Here is a 21,157-nt window from a genome sequence, read left to right as displayed (position 1 = left end):
GGCGGCGCAGGGCCAGGCGCCCGCGCCGCCGTACCGGTCTCGACCCGCGGGGTCAGCCCAGCTCGGGCAGCAGCGCGTAGCAGGCGAGGTGCAGCGCGAGCCGCTGGTCGGGACGGTCGGGGTCGACGCCGCGCGCCTTGATGCGCTCGACCCGGCCGAGCACCGTGTTGCGGTGCACGCCGAGCCGGGCGGCGGCCTGGCTGGTGGAGTTCGCGCAGTCCAGCAGCGCGGCCAGCGTGGTCACCAGCACCGGACCGTCCGGCGCCGAGAGCAGGTCGGCGAGCACCGTCCGGGCGGATCCGGCCAGCTCCGGCTGCGACAGCGAGGCGAGCAGCACCCGGAAGCCGAGCTCGTCGAACGAGCGCACCGTGCCGTGGCCGTCCCGTACCGTCACCCCGGCCGCGAGCATCGCCTGCGACAGCGACTCCCGCAGCCCTTCGGCCCCCTCGGCGGCGCGGCCCACGCCCGCGCTCAGCGGGATCGGCGAGCGCATCCGGGCGAGATGCCGGCGCAGCGCCGACGCCACCTGCTCCACCTCGATCCGGTCGCCGGTCCACCAGCTGGCCCAGCCGGTGTCCCACGGCACCAGCGGCAGGTCGTCGACGGCCTCCTGCCAGGCCGAGATCACGCCGGGACCGGCGGCGGCGGTGTCCAGCGGGGTGCTGGACCGCAGGAAGACCGCGACGTGCCGCCCGCCGACGCGCCATCCGAGTGCCTCCTCGGGTACGGCCAGCCCGTCGTCTCCCCGGTCACGACCGGCCGGCCCCTTCTGCGCCGCCGGACCGGGATCGGCCCCGGCAGAGGCGAACAGGGCGCGAAGAGCCGCCCGGCCGCGCTCGGCTCCGTGCACCGCCTCAAGGCGTTCCCTGGCGACCGACGCGGCCAGCGGTCCCCGGGCCAGCCGCAGGATGAGAAGCACGGTCTCGGACCAGCTCGGCGAGGAAGGGCCGGTCGTGGCGGCGACCAGCTCGGCCCAGCGACGCCCGTCCGGGCCCGGCACGTCCACCTGGACGCGGTGCTCGGCCCGGTCGACGGACGCCTGACCTGCCAGCACGCGGCCGTCCGGGGCCACCAGCGCGGCCGTCACGCCGGGAACCTCCGAGTTGATCACCCCGACGATGCCGCGGGCGTTGCTCCGCTCGGCGAACAGCTCCGCGCAGCGCGCCGCCAGGCGGGCGCGGGCGGCGTCGGGGCTGGCGATGGCCGCGGCCAGGTCCAGGGCGCAGGCCGCAGTGTCCCCGGTCACGACGAACACCGGCAGCCGCATCCGCCGGGCGAGCTGGGCGGTGGCCTGGTCGAGCCCGGCGACGGCGGGACTGACCAGGCAGGCGGCGCTGCGCTCCCAGGCCAGGCGCAGCGCCGACTCGACCGCCCACGCGCCCTGCGCGAGCCCCCGGGAGAGCACCACCGCGGTGCCGGGGCCGCAGTGGCGGACCTGGTCGAGATCGGAGATGAGCGCCACCCGGGACACCGGCCGGGCGAGGTTCTCCCCGACCAGCGTCTCGGCGCGGCCGAGCGGCCCGTACCTGACGAGCTCGTCCACGGTGAGCTGCTCCGAGGGGCGTCCGGCGCGCTTCATCGGCCCTCCTGGCGCGGGTGGCGCAGGGGGAAGCCGAAGGCTCCCGGCCCGCCGAGGCCGAGCCCGTGGACGCTGTGCCACACGGGCGCGGCCGGTACGCACAGCACGTCCACCTGGTCGCCGACGGTGAGCCGTTCCGGCCCGGTCATCCGCAGCGTGCCCCGGTCGAGCAGGCAGAGCAGGTCGGGCACGGCCGCGGTGAGCGCGCCGTCGGCGAGGGCGAGCACCAGCTCGTTGTGCGCCTCCAGCCGGATCAGGCGGCCGCTGTCGTGGTCGTGGACCACCATGCTCATCGGGTTGCCCGGATAGACGATTCCCGCCTGCCGTGGGGAAGGGCCGAGCTCGACCACCCGGCCGCCACCGAGGACGGTCGCGCCGGTGGCCGCGGTGAGGTCACGCAGCAGGCGCTCGTGCGGCGCGGTCCCGCGCCGGGACCATTCGCCGTCGCCGGGGCCCGCGTGCGCGGGCCAGGGGGAGGCGCCGCCCCACGGAGGGTCGCCGGCGAGCGCCTGCGCCGTGGCGCCGTCGGAGGCGTGTTCGCGCAGCAGCCGGCCGACCTTGAGCGTGCGGCTCACCGAACCGTGGATCGCGGCCTCGCGCAGCCGTCCCACCCGGGTCGGGTACATCCCGCAGAGCAGCCACCCGCCGGCGGCCTGCGTGATCGACCGGGCGATCTGCTCGGCGCGCGCCGAACCGGTGTCCAGCAGCAGCGAGTCGTTCCCGGCGCTGACGGCCGCGAGGGGGCTGAGCGAGAGGCCGGCCAGCTCGTAGGTGGTCTGGTGGATCAGCGGGAACACCCGGCCCATGCCGTCACAGTCGATCAGCGGCAGGCCGAGCACCGCGGCGGCGGCCACCGGCTGCAGCGCGTTCACGCTGGCCGCGTTGAGGGGCATGATCGCGCCCAGCGGGGCGCCGAACCGGCCGGCCAGGCTGCGCGCCAGAACCAGGGGCTCCTCCCCGGAGGGCGGCAGCTCGGCCATGGCCACGGTCGAGCCCATCGCGCCGACCGCCGCGCACGGCGTGTCCGGGTCGAGCTCGTCGGCCGTGACCAGCTCCACCGGCCCGGTCCGCGCGAGGATGTCCTCCAGCCAGAAGCCGGCGAACTCGATGCCCTCGCCCGCCGCGTTGGTCGAGAAGAACTCCGCCCCCGCAAGCAGGGCGGGGACGTCCGCCACGGTGATGGAGCGGCCGGTCACGCGTCGTCCTCCGCCCGGCCGCCCGCGCGTACCAGCAGCCGGTAGGAGCCGCTGCGCAGGAACGACAACGACAGGGCGCGGGAGCTGACCACGCGCTCGCTGCCGAGCCGCGCGCCGCTCTCGGCCACCAGGGTGAGCGCCCGCTGCTCCGCCGCGGCCCGCTTGCGGGCCAGCACCTCGGAGGTCTCGGCGTACAGGACGGTGTCGAGCCAGGCGCTCGGCTCGGTGCCCGCGGCGCCGATGGCGGCCAGCTCGGCCGGTGGCTCCACCAGCACCGACGTGGACGGCAGCCGGGCCGCGGCGGACCGCGCCCGGCCGGTCGCCGCCTCGTCGGGGGCGTCGCCGTCCGGGCCGCCCCCGGCGACGGCGATGACCGCGGTGTGCTGGTCGTGCTCGGCCAGCAGGGCGAAGGCCGACGCCGTGTCCGCGTGCGAGCCGCGGATCGGTGTCAGCGACGCCTGCGGGACGGCCATCCGCACCCCGCCGGGCCCGGGCCGGTCGGTCGCCACGTTCGGAAGGCCGTCGCGGACGTGGCCCACCGACAGCCCGTCCGGCCCGGCCAGCCCGACGACCGCGTCGTCCACCCCGGCCAGCCGCGCGGCGCCGGTCAGCGCGGCGGCGCCGGTGGCGGACAGCCCCAGCACAGGCAGCAGCCGCAGCCGCTCGGCGGAGATCCGGCCGCCGTCCCCGGCCACGAACCAGGCCGAGGTGGAGGCCCCGAGCCGGCCCGAGATCCGCACGCAGCGTGCCACCACCTGCTCGGCGCGGCTCAGCAGCGCGGCGTTGATCACCGTCGCAGCCTCGCGGTCGAGCAGGCCGAGCCCGCCGACCTGGTGCGAGAGCGAGACTCTGAGCTGCGGAAACGCCTCACGGACCACCTCGGCGGCGGTGAGCTCGTGGTGGGGGCATCCGACGGCCCCCGTGGCCGTCAGCGCCAGCGCGCCGATCCCCTCCGCCTGTGCCGCCGCCGCGACGCGGAACACCTCGTAGATGTCCAGCGTGGCGAGTTCGACCCCGAACAGGTCGTGTCCTCCCATCACCGCGGCCTGGAGCCTGACGAGCGCCGGGAGCAAGGGGGAAGGATGCCCGGTCCCGAGGCCGCGCGCCGGCGGCCGGGGCGTGACCCGCACGGACGCCACCGGCGAGCCGGAGCTCGCAGGGTCCAGCTCGGCGGAGACGTCCCAGGTCACCGACCGGACCGGCGTACCCTGGGCGAGATCGCGGAGCATGCGGGAGAGGCCGCGGCCGTCGCCGGACCGGCACACGGCATGACGGATGTGACCGCCGCCGACGAGGGCGGCGCGAGCTTGGCCGGCGCCCAGCCGGACGCCGATCCGCGCGCCAGCCACCTAACTCCTTCGGCCTCGCAGCAAACGGTCGAAACTGACCGCTCCGAGGATCAGCGCACCCTGCACGACCTGCTGGTAGATGGTATCCCAGCCCAGCAGGTTGAACCCGTTGCCGATCAGCGTGATGAGCAGCACGCCGATCAGCCCGCGCCAGATCGCGCCCTCGCCGCCGAGGACGCTGGTGCCGCCCACCACCGCCGCCGCGATCGCGGTCAGCTCCATGCCCGTGGCCATGCTCGCCTGGGCCGACCCACCCCGGGAGGCCAGGATGAGCCCCGCCAGCGCCGCGCACACGCCGCTGATCGCGAAGACCGCCACCCGGACCGCGCCGATCCGGATGCCGGACAGCCGCGCGGCCTCCTCGTTGCCGCCGACGGAGTAGATGCGCCTGCCGAAGGTGGTGCGGGAGAGCACCACCCAGCAGACCGCCGCGACCAGCAGGAACAGCAGCGAGGCCGCGGTGATCCCGCCGAGCACGGTCGGCCAGCCGAGCGCCTGGAAGGCCCTGACCCGGCTCTCGTCCGGGTACACGATGGCGCCGGCCGTCAGGATCACGGCCAGCCCCCGGTACATGATGCTCAGGGCGAGCGTGGCGATGAACGAGTGGACCTTGACGGTGATCACGACCAGGCCGTTGACCGCGCCGAGCACACCGCCGGTCACCACCCCGGCCGCCATGCCGGCCGGTACCCCGGCGTGTGTGGTGACCACCACGGCGACGATCGCCGAGACGGCGAGCACGGCGGTGATCGACAGGTCGAAGGCGCCCGAGATGATGACGAGGGTGGCGGCGCAGGCCAGCAGCCCGATCACCGCCGCCTGGTCGAGCAGGTTGACCAGGTTGCCGGTGGTCATGAACGTCTGGGTGGTGAGGGACAGCGCGACCACGATCACCACCACGGTCAGCACGATGCCGAAGTCGTGCAGCCGGGTGAACCTGCCGGCCGTGGCGCGTGCGACCGCCTCGGGCGGGGTCTCCGTGTCAGCCATGGTGGTCATTCGTGCTCCTCCGTGCTGGTACGGCTGGATTCGGTGTGGTTCGTCGGGTCGGACGGCCCGGGGCGTCCCCGGTGGGGAGGTCGTCGGCGAAGGCCATCGAGAGCACCTGCTCGCGGGTCGCCTCGCCCCTGGCGAACTCGGCGACGCGCCGGCCGTGCCGCATCACCAGCACCCGGTGTGACAGCCCCATGACCTCCTCGACCTCCGAGGACACCATGAGGACCGCCATGCCCTCGGCGGCCAGGTCGACGAGGAGCCGGTGGATCTGGCTCTTGGCCGCCACGTCCACGCCGCGGGTCGGCTCGTCCACCAGCAGCACCGCGGGCTTCTCCATCAGCCACTTGCCGAAGAGCACCTTCTGCTGGTTGCCACCCGACAACGTCCAGACGGGGCCGCCGAGGTCCGAGCCCCGCACGTCGAGGTCCCGGAGCATGGACCCGGCCGTCGCCCCCTCGGACGCGCCCCGGACGAAACCCGCGAGCTGCCGGGAGCTCAAGCTGGCCAGCGCGATGTTCTCGCGGACCGAGCGGTCCAGCACCAGCCCCTGCTCCTTGCGGGACTCCGGGACCATGGCCAGGCCGGCGCGCATGGCCCGCGCCGGCGAGCCGGGGGGCACCGCCTCGCCCTTCACCTCGACCGCGCCGCCGTCGCGCGGGTCGGCGCCGAAGATCGCGCGCAGCGTCTCCGACCTGCCGCTGCCGACCAGCCCCGCCACTCCCACGATCTCCCCGGCACGTATCTCCATCGACACGCCGCGCACCGCCGTGCCGCGGCGCAGGTCGCGGACGCCGAGCAGCACCGGGGCGCCGTCCCGGACCGGCGCCGGCTCGGGGTAGAAGAGTTCGAGGGGCCGGCCGACCATGTGCCGCACCAGGCTGCCGGGCGTCTGCGCGGCCGCCGGCCCGGTGATCACATGGCGGCCGTCGCGCAGCACGGTGACGTCGTCGCAGACCGACAGCACCTCCTCCAGGAAGTGCGAGATCAGCACCACGGTGGTGCCCTCGGCCGCGAGCTGCCTGACGACGGCCATCAGCCGGTCGGTCTCGGTCTGGGTGAGCAGCGCCGTGGGCTCGTCCATGCCGATCACCGAGGCCCCGGACGCCAGCGCGCGGAGGATCTCCACCTGCTGCTGCGCGGCCAGCGGCAGGTCGCGCACCAGGGCCGAGGGGTCCAGCTCGAATCCGGTGTGTTCCATCAGCCGGGCCAGGGTCCTGGCGTCCTCGCGGCCGGTCCGCCAGCCGAGCCGGTTGCGCCACCGGCCGAGGTGGACGTTGTCCAGCACGGTCATGGCCGGCACGAGGGCGAGTTCCTGGGAGATCAGCGCGAACCCGTGCCGGAGCGCGTCCCTCGGGGAACCGACCGAGATCGGCTTCCCGTCCAGCAGGATGCGCCCGGCGTCGGGAGCCACCGCCCCGCACACCGCCTTGAGCAACGTCGACTTGCCGGCGCCGTTCTCGCCGAGCAGGCCGTGAACCCGTCCCCCGTACATGGTGAACGACACGTCGCGCAGTACGTGCACGCCGCCGTACGCCTTGCCGAACCCTTCCAGGTCGATCCTGACCGGCAACGCCGAGGGCGAGTCCCTTGTCGTTGATGTGCATGTGCATCCTGCTTCTCACTTGGCCGCCTCTTCGTCGCCGACCGCCGCCACGATCGTGTAGATCCCGCCGCCCTGGTCCGCGCGGGGCCCGCCGTCGAGCAGCGCGCCCAGCTCCGCGGTGACCTCCTGACGCCAGGGGTCGTCGAGCCACTGCTGGTAGTCGGACGGGGCGCTCCACGTCGCGGTGACGAGGTACGGCTCGCCCGGCTCGGCGGGGCGGTGCAACGCGGTACCGTGACAGCCCGGTAGGGACAGCGCCCGGTTCAGCACACCGTGGCGGGCGAAGAACTCCTCCAGGTCGCCCTCTTTGCCGGGGAGCGGTCTCAGGTAGAGAACACTGCGGATCATGTGTTCCTCCGTACGGATCGGACGGTGACCGGCGTCGAGGCCCGACGACGTGGCAGAAACTGTAGAAACCGGTCCAGCCCTCCCCTGGGCGCCCCGCACAGTGCGGCCCGCCCCCGCTGTGCGCCGCGCCGCACCCTCCTGAACAGGCGAAGTCAGGCGGCGTGGTGGTTCGCGGTCACCGCGCCCACGACACCCGGGAAACGTCGCCGGTCGTCCCGAGGCCCGTCCCGGCCGCGCCGGGCACGAGCGTCCCGGACAGGAAGGAGGCCCAGTGATGAACAAGGCGAGCCATCAGGCGTGGCGGCGTCCCTAGGGGAGGGTGGGCATTCGGAGGACGAACCGGGCGCCTCGCGGGGAGTCTTCGATGGTCAGGGTGCCCTCGTGGCGTTGGGCGATCTCGCGGGCTATGGCGAGGCCGAGGCCGGTGCCCTGCGCGTCCTTCTCGCGGCCGGCGGCCAGGCGGGTGAAGCGCTGGAACACCACCTCCCGGTGTTCCGGCCGGATGCCCTCGCCGTCGTCGATGACCTCCATCACGGCGTCGCCGCCCTCGCGGCGCAGGCGCACGGTGACGGTCGAGGCCGCGTGTCGTTCGCCGTTGTCCAGCAGGTTGGTGAGCAGCCGCGCGAGCTGCAGCCGGTCGCCGCTCACGATCACGCCCGGCCGGAGGTCCGCCACGAGCCGCTTGCCCCGGGACCGGCGGCCGGTCTCGCCGCGCACGAGTTCGGCCAGGTCGATGTAGTCGCGGGTGACCCGCTCCTCGGAGTCGAGCCGGGCGATGACCAGCAGGTCGCTGACGATGGCCTGCAGGCGGTCGAGGCTTCCGGTCATCGCCTCGGCGGCCTTGGACCAGTCGGCGTCGTCACGGTTGGCCAGGGCGTCCTCGACCTGGGCGCGCATCGCGGTGATGGGGCTGCGCAGGTCGTGGGAGGCGTCCGAGGCGAAGCGGCGCTGCCGTTCCACGGCCTGTTGCAGCCGGTCCAGCGTCTGGTTCACCGTCTCGGCGAGGCCGCGCAGCTCGTCGCGGTGCGGGGGCAGGGGGACGCGCCGGCTGAGGTCCGAGGCGGTGATCTCGGCGAGCTCGGCGCGGAGTGCGTCGACGGGCGCGAGGGTGCGGTTCACCACCCGGTACGTCCCGTACGCGGTGATCCCGACCAGCGTCAGCGCCGTCGCCGTGAGCAGGGCGAACAGCGCGGGGTGGACGAACCAGGGGATCGTCGGGTCGGCGCCGTAGATCAGCAGGTTCCCCGTGTCGCGGTAGTGCCGCATGACGACGACGTGCACGCAGTCGTCGGGGAAGCCCGGGGAGGAGCAGGTGAGCGTGTGTCCTACGGCCTTCGTGTCGGGGGGCGTGAAGGAGGGCATCAGCTCCCGCCCGGCCATGTTGCGCGTGGTGGCGATGATCCGGCCGGTCTCGTCGAGCACCTGGACGGCCGAGATGTCCTGGTCGGGGATCATATGTTTGAGACGCCGGAGCTTGATCATATGGGACACGTGCAGGTCGGCGAGGATGATGTCCTGGATGCGCTGTGCGACGGCCAGGCTGTGCGCGCCCATGAACACGAGCGCACTGACGCCCACGCAGGCCAACGCCGTGACGATGGTCGCGACCCACGTGAGCCGAGTCCGCACGGACCAGTCGCGCAACAAGCCCACCGCGCCCCCTTGTCCGCCCAACGATCACCCTAAATGCGGATCACGCGAGGTCAGGGCGTGGGGAGGGCAAGGCGTCAGAAACGATGGGTCAAGGACGTGCGGGCCGCTCACCGTCCGTTCGGCTTATGCACCGGATTTGCCGGAAATGCTCGTGCCGGTGCAGGCGCAAGAAGATGAACAGCTTGGCCCGCTTGATCGCTTTGATGATGGTCTGCTCCGCCCGAGACGGCTCCACTGATGGCTGTCACGTTCTGGGACGCATGAATCACGGATCCTCTCCCCGACCCCGACCAAAGACGCGATCAGGACGAGGTGCCACGAATCCCGTCACAGCTACATGACCGACGCTCTAGCACGTTTCGTGAAGCGAATTCGGCGTGATCCCGAGCTGTCTGGGGCGCCGCCGAGCTGGGACGGGGAGATGGCATGCCGCCAAGTTACTTCACGGAATGGCCCTTTCCTGACGTGAACCGACCTCCCGTCAGGGAGGCACCGACGGGAGCATCCGGGTTCGGCCCTTCGCTGCGGCGGGGTAGCCCCGAAATTTCTTCGCCCTGGCACGAAATGATGGCCTGACTACCTACATAGGCACAGATGTCCGTACATCAAAGCTATGAAGGAGGCGGCCATGGGGACGCCGAGCAGACCGGACGCGGGACCAGCCCGTGGGTAGTGAGCCGGCCAGGTTCGAGTCCGTCTACCGGGAGACGTATGGCCAGATCACGGCGTACGCGGCCCGCCGCTGCCACTCGCCGCAGGATGCGGCGGACATCGTGGCGGAAACCTTTGCCATCGCCTGGCGGCGGATGGGCGAAGTGCCGGATGGAGAGCAGGCCACACTGTGGCTGTACGGCGTGGCGCGCAAGGTGCTGGCCAACCACTATCGGGTCGAGGTGCGCCGCCAGACCCTCAGCGTGGAGCTCGACGCAGAAATGGCCGACCTGTACCAGGCCGCGCCCGACAGCGGGGTCGAGCTGACGGCGATCGCGCAGATCTTCCGGGCCTTACCGGACACCGATCGGGAGCTGTTGTCCCTGGTCGCCTGGGAGGGACTGGACCGACAGCAGATCGCCACCGTGCTCGGCATGTCGCGCAACGCCGTACGCATCAGACTCCACCGCGCCCGCAGGCGCTTCGCCCGCGCGCTCGCCGAGGCGGACGTGCACTTCACATCTGAAAGCCGGTTGGCCCCCGCGGAGGGACATCTGTGATGAAGAACACCGACGACATCGACGAGATCACACGTGCGCTGGCCCGGGTGGAACCGGGCAAGCCGGGAGGGCACGCCTCCGATGTGGGGGCGCGGAAGCTGCTGGCCTCAATCGCCGCCGAGCAGCCCGGCCCATCCCCCGTCCGCCCCCGCCGGCGCCCTGCCCGGCGGCCGGTCCTGGGACTGGCGGGCGCGGGGCTGCTCGCCGTGGGCATCGTGGTGGGGCCGAGCCTGCTGAAGGAGAGCGGCACCCCCTCCTACGCGGTCACCAAGGAACCCGACGGTGTCGTGTACGTCCAGGTCCGGGATTTCCGCGACAAGGCGGGGCTGGCGAAGCGGTTGAAGGAGCTCAACGTCCCGGCCATCGTCGACTACGCGCCCCCGGGCAAGTGGTGCAAGGAACCGCGCGGAACCTGGGTGCAGGACATCCCCCGCGGCCTGTACTCCGTGCCGGAGAACATCCCCGGGGAGGAACACAGCCAGGGCTGGCAGATGCGGATCGACACCAAGCTCTTCAAGCCCGGCCAGACGTTCGTCTGGACGATCAGCGACCACAGCACCAGCACGATCCTGATGAGTGGGCCGGTCGCCCCGTGCGTTCTCGTGCCCGACAAGTCACACGAAGCGAAGGTGGGCAAGTCCGACTACCGGACGGCGACCACGAAGGGCGGCTCGCTCGCCGATTTCCGGGTGGACGAGAAGACTGCCGGGGAGGTCCTGCCCGAGCTCAAGAGGCGCGGGCTGAAGGTCACGTATCTGATCATGGAGGTCGCGCCCGACAACCCGGGCGGCTACGTCGAGCTCCGCACGCAGACCAAGCCCGTCGGCGACGACTGGATCGTCTGGGAGGCGGAGGAGTCCATCCGCAAACCGGGGCTGATCCGCCTGCTCGTCACCGACAAGCGCTTCGACAGGAACCCTGTCTACGGTGGTCCACGCGACAATGTCATCAAGGAATAGTCCTGCCCGGGCAGCCATGACATATCGGCCTTCGGGGAAGCTGAGTGCGGAAATCAGCGGTGGCCGGCCGCGAGGATGATCATGCCGGGGTGTTCCGTTTGGCCCCCAACGGAACACCACCTCGCCGGGGTTCCGCTACGGCCGGCCCTTGCGGTAGCTCGCGTAGAGCTCGGCCAGATTGTCCGTATAGAGCTCGGTGTAGCCGCAGGACGCGCAGATCCAGGCGCGCACGGTTCCCGACGACGAGCCCTGCTTCCAGATGAACCCGTGGTCCGGTGGCTCCGGCTCGGTGATGTGGACCTTCAGCGGGACGGGACCGTTGCTCGCGCGGTCGCGGACCTCGACGCCCTCCATGACGTGGTTCGAGCCGCACTTTGCGCAGAATCCGTTTCTCATGGTCCGCCTTCCATGTTCCCCGGCCGCGACGTCGACGCGGTCATTTCAGCGAGGCTCGGCGCAGAGGAGGTCGTCGTAGCCGAGTAAGGCGGAACGTACTCGCGACAGTTCGTCACGAAGGGGCGGCGCCGGCCCGTCGCCGGTCTTGAGGTCGTCCATGTGGCACCTGCCCTTACCGTTCCCGTGATCTCTCGCGGCCTGCCGAGAGGATACGGGATCGGCACGGCGCGGGGACGATCAGCGTCCGGGCCCGGCGGCTCAGGCCGGGATCCACTCCGTGGCGGTGGTCACGTCGTCGAGGACGGCCGGGACGGTGCCCGGCGGCTCACGATCGTTCCACGATGTACTCGCCCGCCGCGGTGAAGCCGGTGACGCGGGCGCCTTCGTCCAGAAGCCCGCCCAGCGACGCGCGCACGGCCCGCCGCCACGCCGCGGCGGTCCCCGGATGCTCGCGCCGGAGCGTCTCGACGTCCCGCGGCGTCGCCACCAGCAGCACCTGCCCGTCCCCGCGCTCCTCCACGGGACGGCCGTCCCGCTCGCCCAGCGCCATCACGGCGTCCGCCGGAGCCCGCGCCGGCTCCCGGACGTCACGGGCGCACGCGGCTACGACCCGCGGCTCGGCCACGGGCCAGACCGCCAGCAGCCGGTCGGACTCGTCGCCCGCGTTCACGGCGTCCTCCATGCGGCCGTAGAACGACGGCAGGTACGCCTCCGGCAGGGCGCCGAGCTTGGTGATGTTGAAGTGCGCGTTGCGGCGGACCAGCGGGTCGTAGGTCCAGGTGATCCGCGTGAGGCCCCGGGCCAGCGCCCACGCCCGCTGGTGGAGTTTGAGCGCGTACCCGATGCCGCGCCCCACGGCGGCCCCGGTGACGTGCGAGTGCAGCGTCGTCCCCGGCGGCCCGGCCAGGAACCCGACGCTCGCCCCCGCCATCCGGCCGCCGTCGAACGCGCCCGTCACGTAGTTGCCGCTGTGCGCGAACGCGATCATCAGCTCGACCGTGATGGGCACGGCCGTCGGCGGCGTCTTCCAGATCGCGTCGAACAGGGCGGCGACCCCCTCGAACTCCGCGATCTCGCGAAGCTCGCGCACCTCGACCCCGGCGCGGCGGGCGGCCGCCTCCGCCCGCCCGAACGCCGTCTCCGCCGACGTGCCGGAGGTCATCCGCGTCCCGCGAGGATCGCCTCGACCAGCCCCGCCAGCAGAGCCGAGCGGCGCGGCATCTCTTCGACGATCACGTGCTCGTGGGCCGCGTGCGCGCCGGCGCCGACCGCGCCGAGGCCGTCCAGCGTCGGACAGCCCACCCCGGCCGAGAAGTTGCCGTCCGAGCCGCCGCCCACGGCCACGCCGCGCAGCGGGCCGAGCCCGAGCTCGCCCGCGACCTGCTCGGCCAGCTTGAACAGCGCGGCCGAGGACGCCGGGTCCATCGGCGGCCGGTTCGGGCCGCCTTCCAGCTCCAGCCGGGTGCCGGGCACGCGCGGGGTCAGCGCCCGCATCCGCGCGTCCACCGCCTCCTGCGCGGCCCGGTCGGCGGCGCGCGAGTCCACGGCGATGAACGCCTCCGCCGGGACGGTGTTCACGCTGGTCCCGGCGCCCGCCAGCGTGGGTGTCACCGTGATGGAGCCGTCCGGGTCCGCCATCGCCGCGATGGCGAGGATCTGGTGGGCCAGCTCGACCCCCGCGTTCACCCCCTTGTGGGGCTCCAGGCCCGCGTGCGCGGCCAGCCCGCGCACTTTGAGCCGGTAGTTGGACACGCCCTTGCGCGCGGTCTTCAGCGCTCCGCCGTCGGCGCTCGCCTCCAGGACCAGCGCCGCCTCGCAGGCCCGCGCGGCCTCCTCGATCAGCGTGCGCGACGTGCGCGAGCCGAGCTCCTCGTCCCCGGTGACCAGCACGCACACCCCGTCCAGGGACGGCAGCGAGCGCAGGGCGTGGAAGAGCTGGACCAGCCCGGACTTCATGTCGAACACCCCCGGACCGCGGGCGACGCCGTCGGCCACCGACCAAGGGTGCTCGCGCAGCGAGCCGATCGGCCACACCGTGTCGTGGTGGCCGAGCAGCAGCACGCGGGGCACGCCGAAGCTCCAGCGCAGGTGGGTCACGCCGTCCACGACCAGCGTCTCCGGCCCCGTCCCGAGGTGCCGGGCTCCGACCTCGGCCACCACCGCCGCGCTCGCCGCCACCGCGGCGTGGTCGGAGGAGAACGACTCCTGGAGCACCAGCGCCTCCAGGTCGTCCAGCATGGCGGGCAGGTCGCCGGGCGTCACGGCGCGGCCTGCGGCTCGGCGGGGGACGGCCGTCCCATCTCGGCGCGGAACAGGCGCATCACGTTGCCGCCGAGGATCTTGCGGATCTCGTCCTCGCCGAGACCCCGCCGCACGAGCTCCTCGGTGACCAGGGGCATGCCGCTCGGGCCGTCCAGCCCCGGGACGGACGCCAGGGCGTCCAGGCCGCTGACGCTCTGATCCTCGCAGCACGGCGGCGTCAGGTCGATCATCACTTCCCTGATGAAGTCGGGGCCGAGGCCGACGTGGTCGATGCCCGTGACGCCGGCGATGTGCAGGATGTGGTCGGCGAGCCGCTCGATGGTGTACCCCTCGGGCTTCTCGGCCAGGAACGCCGCCAGGAAGTTGACGCAGACCACGCCGCCGTTCGCCGCGACCGCGCGGAGCTGGTCGTCGGTGAGGTTGCGGTGGTGGTCGCGCAGCGAGCGGGCCGAGGAATGCGTCGCGATCACCGGCCGCGTGGCCAGCTCCAGGACGTGCGCCACGCCCGACGCGCTCAGGTGCGAGATGTCGAAGACCATGCCGAGCCGTTCCATCTCGGCCAGCGCCGCGACGCCATCGCTGGTCAGGCGGCTGCCGGTGGCGTCCTGCCCGCTGCCGTCGGCCAGCGGCGTGCGCCCCCAGTGCGCGATGGACGCGACGCGGACGCCCAGGCGGTGCAGCGTGGGGATCAGCTCGACGCTGGCGTCCACGCCGGGCATGCTCTCCAGGGCGATGACCAGCGCGATCTTGCCGAGCGCGACGGTCTCGTCGATCTGCCGCCCGTCGAGGCAGATGCCGACCTCGTCCGGGTTGCCCTCGGCGATGACGTGGGCGCACTCGATCATCCGCAGTGTCTGGCGAAGCGCGCCCTCCGGGCGGTACTGGTCGTCGATGAAGACCGGCAGCACCTGCACGTCGACGCCGCCCGCGCGGAGCTGGGGCAGCCATCGCTCCCGGAAGAACGACGCCCACCGGTCCGGCGGCCTCGCCGAGACCGCCATCAGAAGATCGTTGTGGGTGTCCGCCACGATCGCGTCCCGGTGGAGGTCGGTGAACACGCGTGGACTCCTCTCGCCCGCGGGTGTCTCCGTTCTCCGTGGCGGGGCCCGGGTCACCCTGATGGTCCGATGTCATCCGACCGTATACGTACGGCGGGCAAAGAGAAATCCGAGACCAGGGGCCCGGGTGCGGACGTCCTGCCGTCGACCTGCCCGTCCTTACCCGGGGAACGGCTCGTCAGGGGTCATCCGAAGGTGTAGGAGTCCGGGCGCGGGGCCCTGGTGATCCTGCGGTACATCGACGCCGTCCCCGGCCAGTTGTTGGTCACCCGCCCCGCGGCGTTCTTGTACCAGCTGTCGCAGTCCCCCCGCCAGACCGTGCGCGCCAGCGCCTGGTCCAGCGCCCGGCGCCACGCGTCCATGGCGGGCCGCCGCACCTCCATCGGACCGCGCGCCGCCAGCAGCGGCAGACACCCCATGATGTACCTGACCTGCGCCTCGATCATCAGGACGATCGAGTTGTGGCCGAGGTTGGTGTTCGGGCCGTACAGCAGGAACAGGTTCGGGAAGGCGGGCACGGCGACGCCCAGGTATGCCTCGGCGCCGTCCTTCCACACCTCGCGCAGAGCCGCCCCGCCCCGCCCGGCGATCTCGATCGGGGCCAGGAAGTCGGTCGACTGGAAGCCGGTCGCGAAGACGATCGTGTCCGCCTCGCGGAGCGTGCCGCCCGCCGTCTCGATGCCCTCCGGCGTCACGCGGACGATCGGGTCGGTGACGAGCTCGACGTTGCCCCTGGTCAGGGCGGGATAGAAGTCGTTGTCCAGCACGATCCGCTTGCAGCCGATCGGGTACGCCGGGGTGAGCCTCGCGCGCAGCCCGGGGTCCCGGACCTGCCGCCTGAGGTGCTCCTCGGCCCGTTTGATCATCAACGGCCGGCTCCAGCCGTCCACCAGCGCCGGGTACACCACGCCCTCGATGAACCGGTAGACCCGCCGACGGTCGGCCGACCGCAGGAGCGGCAGGCGCTGGAAGGCCAGCCGCTCGACCGGCCCGTACTCGCCGTCCGGCTTGGGGATGACCCAGCTCGGCGTGCGCTGGTAGACGTCCAGATGGGCGACCACGGGGGCGACGCGCGGGATGATCTGCGCGGCCGACGAGCCGTTGCCGATCATCGCCACGCGGCGTCCGGCCAGGTCGTGGGCGTGGTTCCAGCGGGCCGAGTGGAAGCTCGTCCCCGCGAACGTCGACAGACCCGGAATGTCGGGCAGGCGGGGCCGGTTGAGCTGCCCCACTCCCGACACCACCACGTCGAACACCTGCTCCTCGCCGCCCGCGACCGTCACCCGCCAGCGGTTCACCGCCTCGTCGAAGACGGCGGCCGTCACCTCCGCTCCGAGCCGCAGCCGGGCGTGCAGGCCGTACTTCCCGGCGCAGCGATCGAGGTAGGCGAGGATCTCCGGCTGGCGCGGGTAGCGCCGCGTCCAGTCGTGCGCCTGCTCGAAGGAGTAGGAGTACAGGTGGGACGGCACGTCGCAGGCGGCCCCGGGATAGGTGTTGTCCCGCCACGTCCCCCCGAGGCGGCCGGCCTTCTCGAAGATCGTGTAGTCGGTGATCCCGGCCTTCTCGAGCTGGATGGCCATGCACAGCCCGCCGAAGCCCGCCCCGATGATCGCTACGCTTGGTGCCATTCGCCGGCCCTCCGGGTGTCAGACCCGCTCATGGTAAATCGTGGCGGTAGTCTGCGCACGTGTCCCCGACAGCGTTGTCCGCGATCATCGCGGAACTTGAATCGTCGTATGACCCCGCTTGGGCGGAGCCCTGGGACGCTGTGGGCCTGGTTTGCGGAGACCCGGCGCAACCCGTACGCAAGATCCTGTTCGCGGTCGACCCCGTGGCCGCCGTCGGCGGCGAGGCCGTGGCCTGGGGAGCCGACCTGATCGTCACCCACCACCCCCTCTACCTGCGCGGCACCACCACCGTCGCCGCCGGCACGGCCAAGGGCGCCCTGGTGCACACGCTGATCAAGAACGACATCGCCCTCTACACCGCCCACACCAACGCCGACGTCGCCGACCCCGGCGTGTCCGACGCCCTCGCCAGGGCCGTCGGCCTCACCGGGCCCCTGCGCCCCCTCCAGCCGTCCCCCGACGACCCCCGCCGGGGGCTTGGCCGCGTCGGCGAGTTGGAGACCCCGATGTCCTTACGCGACTTCACCCGCCAGGCCGTCCAGGGGCTGCCGCGCACGGCCTGGGGCCTGCGCGTCGCCGGCGAACCCGAGCGCGTCGTGCGCACCGTCGCCGTCAGCGGGGGAGCGGGCGACTCCCTGCTCGGCCTCGGCGCGGTGCGCGCCGCCGACGTCTTCCTCACCGCCGACCTCCGGCACCACCCCGCCGCCGAGTTCCTGCAGTCCGGCGCGTTCGGCGGCGGCCCCGCGCTGATCGACGCCGCCCACTGGGCGACCGAATGGCCCTGGCTGCCCCAGGCGGCCGAGCTGCTCGCGTCCGGGTTGGCCGCGAAGGGGATTAATGTTGAGACGCGCGTCTCACGGACGGTCACGGACGCCTGGACCACAACAGCACAGTGCGAGGATTAAGTGAAAGCAGCCCCGGAAGCACAGAAGCGCCTGCTCGAACTGGCCGAGCTCGACGCGGTCCTCGACCGGCTGGCCCACCGCCGCCGCACGCTGCCCGAGCTCGCCGAGATCGAGGAACGCTCGGCCAAGCTCGCCCGCCTCGCCACCGAGGTGATCGCCGCGGAGACCGAGGCCGGTGACCTCGCCCGAGAGCAGACCAAGGCCGAGTCCGACGTCGAGGCCGTGCGCGTGCGCGCCGACCGCGACCAGAAGCGCCTCGACTCCGGCCAGGTGACCTCCTCCAAGGACCTGTCCAACCTGCAGTCCGAGATCGCCTCGCTCCACCGCCGCCAAGGCGACCTGGAGGACGTCGTCCTGGAGATCATGGAGCGCCGCGAGGGCGCCGACGCCACCGTCACCCGGCTCAGGGCCGAGCGCGGCGAGATCAACGCCGGCCTCGCCACGCTGGAGGAGAAGCGCGACGCCGCCATCGGCGAGCTCGACCGCGAGAGCGGCGAGACCAAGGGCAGGCGCGGCGGCGTCACGCCCGACATCCCCGCCGACCTGCTCGCCCTGTACGAGAAGCTGCGCGAGCAGTACGGCGTCGGCGCGGCCATGCTGCAGGGCGGCCGCTGCCAGGGCTGCAAGGTATCGCTGTCCATCGCCGACCTCAATCGCCTCCGCGCCGCAGCCAAGGACGAGGTGCTGCGCTGCGAGGAATGCCGCCGCATCCTCGTCCGCACCCCCGAGTCGGGCCTGTGAACCTCGTCGTCGAAGCCGACGGCGGCTCGCGCGGCAACCCCGGGCCCGCCGGGTACGGCGCGGTCGTCAAGGACGCCGACGGCCAGGTGCTCGCCGAGGCCGCCGACGCGCTCGGCATCACGACCAACAACGTCGCCGAGTACCAAGGCCTGATCGCCGGCCTGCGCTCGGCGCTCGCGCTCGCCGGTGACGGCGCCCCCGTCGAGGTCCGCATGGACTCCAAGCTGGTCATCGAGCAGATGGCCGGCCGCTGGAAGGTCAAGAACGAGGGTCTGCGCCCGCTCGCCCAGGAGGCCCGCGAGCTCGCCCGGCGCCTGCGCGTCACCTGGAAGTGGATCCCCCGCGAACGCAACCGCGACGCCGACCGCCTGGCCAACGAAGCCATGGACGCCGCCGCCCGCGGCACCAGATGGCAGAGCAAGACCTTCCCCCAGCCCCCCTCCCAGGGTCCCCGGGGTTCCTCCGAGCCGACCGGGGAGATCCCGTCGGCCCTCACGCGCGAGCCGGGCGGCGACGGCGACTCGGCCATCCCGGCCACCTCGGCCGGGCAGGCGCGGATCGTGGCGCAGAAGCCGACGCGGTCCACGCCCGCCAGCGGTTGGACGGCCTCCGCCACCACCGCCGCCACGTCCTTCCTCCTGCTCCGCCACGGCGAGACGCCCTTCTCGATCGACCGCCGCTTCTCCGGCACCGGCGACCCCGAGCTCACGCCCGCCGGGCTCGCCCAGGTCGAGGCCGCCGCCGCGCGGCTGTCCCGCGCGCCGTACGCCATCGACGCGATCGTCAGCTCCCCGCTGCGGCGCGCCCGCCAGACCGCCGAGGCCGTCGCCGCCCACACGGGCCTGAAGGTCGCCGTGGAGGACGGACTGCGCGAGGTCGACTTCGGCGCCTGGGAAGGCCACACGTTCACCGAGATCCAGCGCCGGTGGCCGGACGAACTGGCGGCCTGGCTCGCCGACCCGTCCGTGACCCCGCCCGGCGGCGAGAGCTTCACCCAGGCTGCGGTCCGCGTCCAGGAGGCCAAGGACCGGCTGCTGCTCGACCATCAGGGCAAGACCGTGCTGGTGGTCTCGCACGTCAGCCCCATCAAGCTGCTGCTGGCTTCCGCCCTGCTGGCGCCCCCGGCCGCCCTGTACCGCATGCACCTCGACCTCGCGGCGCTCTCCGTGATCGACTACTTCCCGGACGGCCCCCAACTCGTGAAAACCCTCAACGACACCGCCCACCTCGGCTGATCCTGTTCGGGGCGCGGCAGTGTTCTGGAGGAGGAGGGAGGGGTGAGGAACGAGCCCCTTCCGAGTGACGACGGAAGAACGCCGCCTAAAACCGCCATGCCGGAGGCGCGGCAATAGGCACGGCGGGCAGCCTCCCTCCGGAGTCGACGAGGTAGCTGATCGGCTAAACTTATTTGGCAGCGGACGAGTCGGCCGGGCGACCGCGTCAGGGCTTTCGAGCCCTGCCGAGGAAGGTCCGGGCTCCGCAGGGCAGGGTGGTCGGTAACACCGACCCGGGGTGACCCGCGGGACAGTGCCACAGAAAACAAACCGCCTCCCTCGCGGGAGGTAAGGGTGAAACGGTGGTGTAAGAGACCACCAGCGCCCACGGTGACGTGGGCGGCTCGGTAAACCCCACCCGGAGCAAGGTCAAGAAGGGGCCCTCCTCGGAGGACCCCGCGCGCGGCGTTCGAGGGTGACCCGCCCGAGCCGCGCGGGTAGACCGCTTGAGACCGCCGGCAACGGCGGCCCTAGATGGATGGTCGCCCCTTTGCAACGCAAAGGACAAAACCCGGCCTACAGGCCGACTCGCCCGCCTTCCCTGCCCCTGGACTTGCACGGAGGTGCGCTCCCGGCAAGACCCAACAGCCGGGAGGGCACAATCGGGGCACATCGTTAGTGACGCGCCCCGGGTTTGCTGGAGACTCCCAAGACTGGAAGGCTGGGAGCCGTGCCCGTACAGAGGAAGTACCCCCCAAGAGCTTCGTGATCGTGCCGTGAAGATGGTGTTCGAGCTGTGCCAGGAGACCGGCTGCCCATCGCACACGCCCTCTGGCTCTGCTCGCGATCAGGGGCCATCGGTAGGACTAAGCTCTATGTTGCCACGTCGAAGTATGTCGATGACGGGAGTCTTGGCGCCAATCTTCTGAGCGCCGCCATAGATCGCCTCGCGAAGAAATGGAAATATGGTTGGGACTCCAACATTTTCGGCAAATGCTCTCAGGGCGTCATCGTCAGGCTCAACCCGGTTTCGCCCATCCTCTGCAAGGTTCCGAGAATCCCCTGCTTCGGGTTTGACCTCGTAAACAGCCGCAGCGTCGGCAATTAGTAGCGCTTGGGGAGTCTTGACGGTCAGTCGGCTCCGCACAGAGATTTTTTCCTCGCTCACGCTCTGTAGAACGAGGAGTTGCAGTGATGACTTCTCCGGAGGAGTCTCATTTTCCCCCGGAGTGCAGTTCCATCGTCGGCTGGAGGATTCGATGAAATAGATGGTCTTGAGCTCCAGCGCAGCTTCGAGATCTATTTGATCAGCGGGCTGACGGGTAGTCATCGTAGGGCAACTTCGTAATCGAGAGATCCTGAGGTGCTCCACTTCTGAGCTGCGGTGGAGGATGAGTGGATCACTTCTTCGGCATCCACCAGTTCAAGGGTCGTCTCATATGTTGCCACGGCACTGAAGTTTCGATTACGGCGCCAGCGTTCCATCGCTAGCTTCGTTCTGTGCTGCAGTCCACAGTTCAGTGCGGAGTCGATGTCGGCAATTTCGTTCCGATCGGGCCTGTTCGCGCCATCGTCCATACTTAGCTGCTTTAGCCAGGCGTTGACTTCTACCCACAGCCACACTTGGGTGCGACCAGCTGTTCCTTCGGGAGCCGGAAAGGGTGCTACACCTCTGCGCCGACGTTGACCAGTGACCCACTGATGTACGTTCTGGCGCGTCACCCCGGCCCGCTCAGCGATCTCCGGGATTCCTACCAAATCTCGATGTAGGCGGAGCAACCGGAGGTCAGGAACATGCCTGGCAACCGACCTTGCAGCGTGCATCGCTGCATCGAACGCATCCTCCCCCTCGAAGGCAATGTCGAGGAGGTCTACTCCTCCGCCCCGGAACAGCATGGCGTCGAGTTCGCGTTCCAAAACTTCCACGGCTGCAGTGTGATCGACAGACGCGCCTTCGACCACGAAGCGAAACTCGTACTCCACCGCGCCTCCTCCCACACGCTCAGCTTCTCAGACCTGTTGACATCCGTCAACGACAAGCTCCATTATCCCCGATCCA

General features: G+C 71.7%; 19 protein-coding genes and 1 other RNA gene. 6 read left to right on the top strand and 14 right to left on the bottom strand.

Translation table 11 applies throughout. The features are described from left to right. Nucleotides 1–52: 52 nt before the first annotated feature. The 7 genes from AB0H21_RS02710 to AB0H21_RS02680 form a co-directional block, all read right to left on the bottom strand. Nucleotides 53–1,579: a helix-turn-helix domain-containing protein gene (locus AB0H21_RS02710; protein ID WP_358510557.1), complete on the bottom strand. Its 1,527-nt coding sequence runs from the start codon at nt 1,577–1,579 to the stop codon at nt 53–55. Continuing rightward, nucleotides 1,576–2,775 (bottom strand): DUF917 domain-containing protein, encoded by a 1,200-nt coding sequence (locus AB0H21_RS02705; RefSeq protein WP_358510554.1) that lies wholly within the window; start codon nt 2,773–2,775, stop codon nt 1,576–1,578. The genes AB0H21_RS02710 and AB0H21_RS02705 overlap by 4 nt, the downstream gene beginning before the upstream one ends. After that, on the bottom strand, nt 2,772–4,124 hold the full coding sequence (locus AB0H21_RS02700; protein ID WP_358510551.1) for a hypothetical protein: 1,353 nt from the start codon (nt 4,122–4,124) through the stop codon (nt 2,772–2,774). Before AB0H21_RS02700 ends, AB0H21_RS02705 begins: the two co-directional genes overlap by 4 nt. Further along, nucleotides 4,125–5,123, bottom strand: a complete 999-nt coding sequence (locus tag AB0H21_RS02695) for an ABC transporter permease (RefSeq protein ID WP_358510548.1) — start codon at nt 5,121–5,123, stop codon at nt 4,125–4,127. It lies immediately after the preceding gene. Then, nucleotides 5,107–6,690, bottom strand: a complete 1,584-nt coding sequence (locus tag AB0H21_RS02690; RefSeq protein WP_358510546.1) for a sugar ABC transporter ATP-binding protein — start codon at nt 6,688–6,690, stop codon at nt 5,107–5,109. The genes AB0H21_RS02695 and AB0H21_RS02690 overlap by 17 nt, the downstream gene beginning before the upstream one ends. 48 nt (nt 6,691–6,738) lie before the next feature. After that, nucleotides 6,739–7,071: an antibiotic biosynthesis monooxygenase gene (locus tag AB0H21_RS02685; RefSeq protein ID WP_358510543.1), complete on the bottom strand. Its 333-nt coding sequence runs from the start codon at nt 7,069–7,071 to the stop codon at nt 6,739–6,741. 309 nt (nt 7,072–7,380) lie between these two features. Next, on the bottom strand, nt 7,381–8,724 hold the full coding sequence (locus AB0H21_RS02680) for a HAMP domain-containing sensor histidine kinase (RefSeq protein ID WP_358510540.1): 1,344 nt from the start codon (nt 8,722–8,724) through the stop codon (nt 7,381–7,383). Between the two features lie 665 nt (nt 8,725–9,389). Between AB0H21_RS02680 and AB0H21_RS02675 the strand changes: the two genes are divergently transcribed. Together AB0H21_RS02675 and AB0H21_RS02670 are read left to right on the top strand one after the other, a co-directional pair. Further along, nucleotides 9,390–9,935, top strand: coding sequence for an RNA polymerase sigma factor (locus tag AB0H21_RS02675; RefSeq protein ID WP_358510537.1), 546 nt, complete (start codon nt 9,390–9,392; stop codon nt 9,933–9,935). Then, nucleotides 9,935–10,894: a hypothetical protein gene (locus AB0H21_RS02670; RefSeq protein ID WP_358510535.1), complete on the top strand. Its 960-nt coding sequence runs from the start codon at nt 9,935–9,937 to the stop codon at nt 10,892–10,894. Before AB0H21_RS02675 ends, AB0H21_RS02670 begins: the two co-directional genes overlap by 1 nt. Before the next feature lie 135 nt (nt 10,895–11,029). Here AB0H21_RS02670 and AB0H21_RS02665 read toward each other — a convergent pair whose 3' ends face one another. From AB0H21_RS02665 to AB0H21_RS02645, 5 genes are all read right to left on the bottom strand, one after another. Continuing rightward, nucleotides 11,030–11,290: a hypothetical protein gene (locus AB0H21_RS02665; RefSeq protein WP_358510532.1), complete on the bottom strand. Its 261-nt coding sequence runs from the start codon at nt 11,288–11,290 to the stop codon at nt 11,030–11,032. A gap of 325 nt (nt 11,291–11,615) precedes the next feature. After that, a complete protein-coding gene (locus AB0H21_RS02660) occupies nt 11,616–12,452 on the bottom strand; it encodes a GNAT family N-acetyltransferase (protein ID WP_358510529.1) in 837 nt (278 codons plus the stop codon). Then, nucleotides 12,449–13,552: a M20/M25/M40 family metallo-hydrolase gene (locus AB0H21_RS02655; protein ID WP_358510526.1), complete on the bottom strand. Its 1,104-nt coding sequence runs from the start codon at nt 13,550–13,552 to the stop codon at nt 12,449–12,451. The genes AB0H21_RS02660 and AB0H21_RS02655 overlap by 4 nt, the downstream gene beginning before the upstream one ends. Then, nucleotides 13,549–14,610 carry a membrane dipeptidase gene (locus tag AB0H21_RS02650; RefSeq protein WP_358510523.1) on the bottom strand — a complete coding sequence of 354 codons (1,062 nt, stop codon included), beginning with the start codon at nt 14,608–14,610 and terminating at the stop codon, nt 13,549–13,551. Before AB0H21_RS02650 ends, AB0H21_RS02655 begins: the two co-directional genes overlap by 4 nt. A 185-nt stretch (nt 14,611–14,795) precedes the next feature. Next, the gene (locus AB0H21_RS02645) at nt 14,796–16,238 is read right to left on the bottom strand and encodes an NAD(P)/FAD-dependent oxidoreductase (protein WP_358510521.1); all 1,443 of its coding nucleotides are present in this window, start codon (nt 16,236–16,238) and stop codon (nt 14,796–14,798) included. 59 nt (nt 16,239–16,297) lie between these two features. On the opposite strand from AB0H21_RS02645, the gene AB0H21_RS02640 reads away from it, so the two are divergent. From AB0H21_RS02640 to rnpB, 4 genes are all read left to right on the top strand, one after another. Then, entirely contained in the window at nt 16,298–17,143 is an 846-nt protein-coding gene (locus AB0H21_RS02640; RefSeq protein WP_358510518.1) for a Nif3-like dinuclear metal center hexameric protein, read from the top strand. Further along, on the top strand, nt 17,144–17,884 hold the full coding sequence (locus AB0H21_RS02635; RefSeq protein WP_358510515.1) for a C4-type zinc ribbon domain-containing protein: 741 nt from the start codon (nt 17,144–17,146) through the stop codon (nt 17,882–17,884). It begins immediately after the preceding gene. Beyond that, nucleotides 17,881–19,119: a bifunctional RNase H/acid phosphatase gene (locus tag AB0H21_RS02630; protein WP_358510512.1), complete on the top strand. Its 1,239-nt coding sequence runs from the start codon at nt 17,881–17,883 to the stop codon at nt 19,117–19,119. Before AB0H21_RS02635 ends, AB0H21_RS02630 begins: the two co-directional genes overlap by 4 nt. Before the next feature lie 184 nt (nt 19,120–19,303). After that, nucleotides 19,304–19,693: RNase P RNA component class A (gene rnpB, locus AB0H21_RS02625), an RNA gene on the top strand. 252 nt (nt 19,694–19,945) lie between these two features. Here rnpB and AB0H21_RS02620 read toward each other — a convergent pair. Beyond that, complete coding sequence (locus AB0H21_RS02620; protein ID WP_358510509.1) at nt 19,946–20,428, bottom strand: hypothetical protein; 483 nt, start codon at nt 20,426–20,428, stop codon at nt 19,946–19,948. After that, nucleotides 20,425–21,081, bottom strand: coding sequence for a hypothetical protein (locus tag AB0H21_RS02615; protein ID WP_358510506.1), 657 nt, complete (start codon nt 21,079–21,081; stop codon nt 20,425–20,427). The genes AB0H21_RS02620 and AB0H21_RS02615 overlap by 4 nt, the downstream gene beginning before the upstream one ends. Between the last annotated feature and the right edge of the window lie 76 nt (nt 21,082–21,157).

The sequence above is a fragment of the Sphaerisporangium sp. NPDC051011 genome (assembly GCF_040653595.1).
GTDB lineage: Bacteria > Actinomycetota > Actinomycetes > Streptosporangiales > Streptosporangiaceae > Sphaerisporangium.
This window is presented reverse-complemented; position numbering and strand designations above follow the sequence as displayed.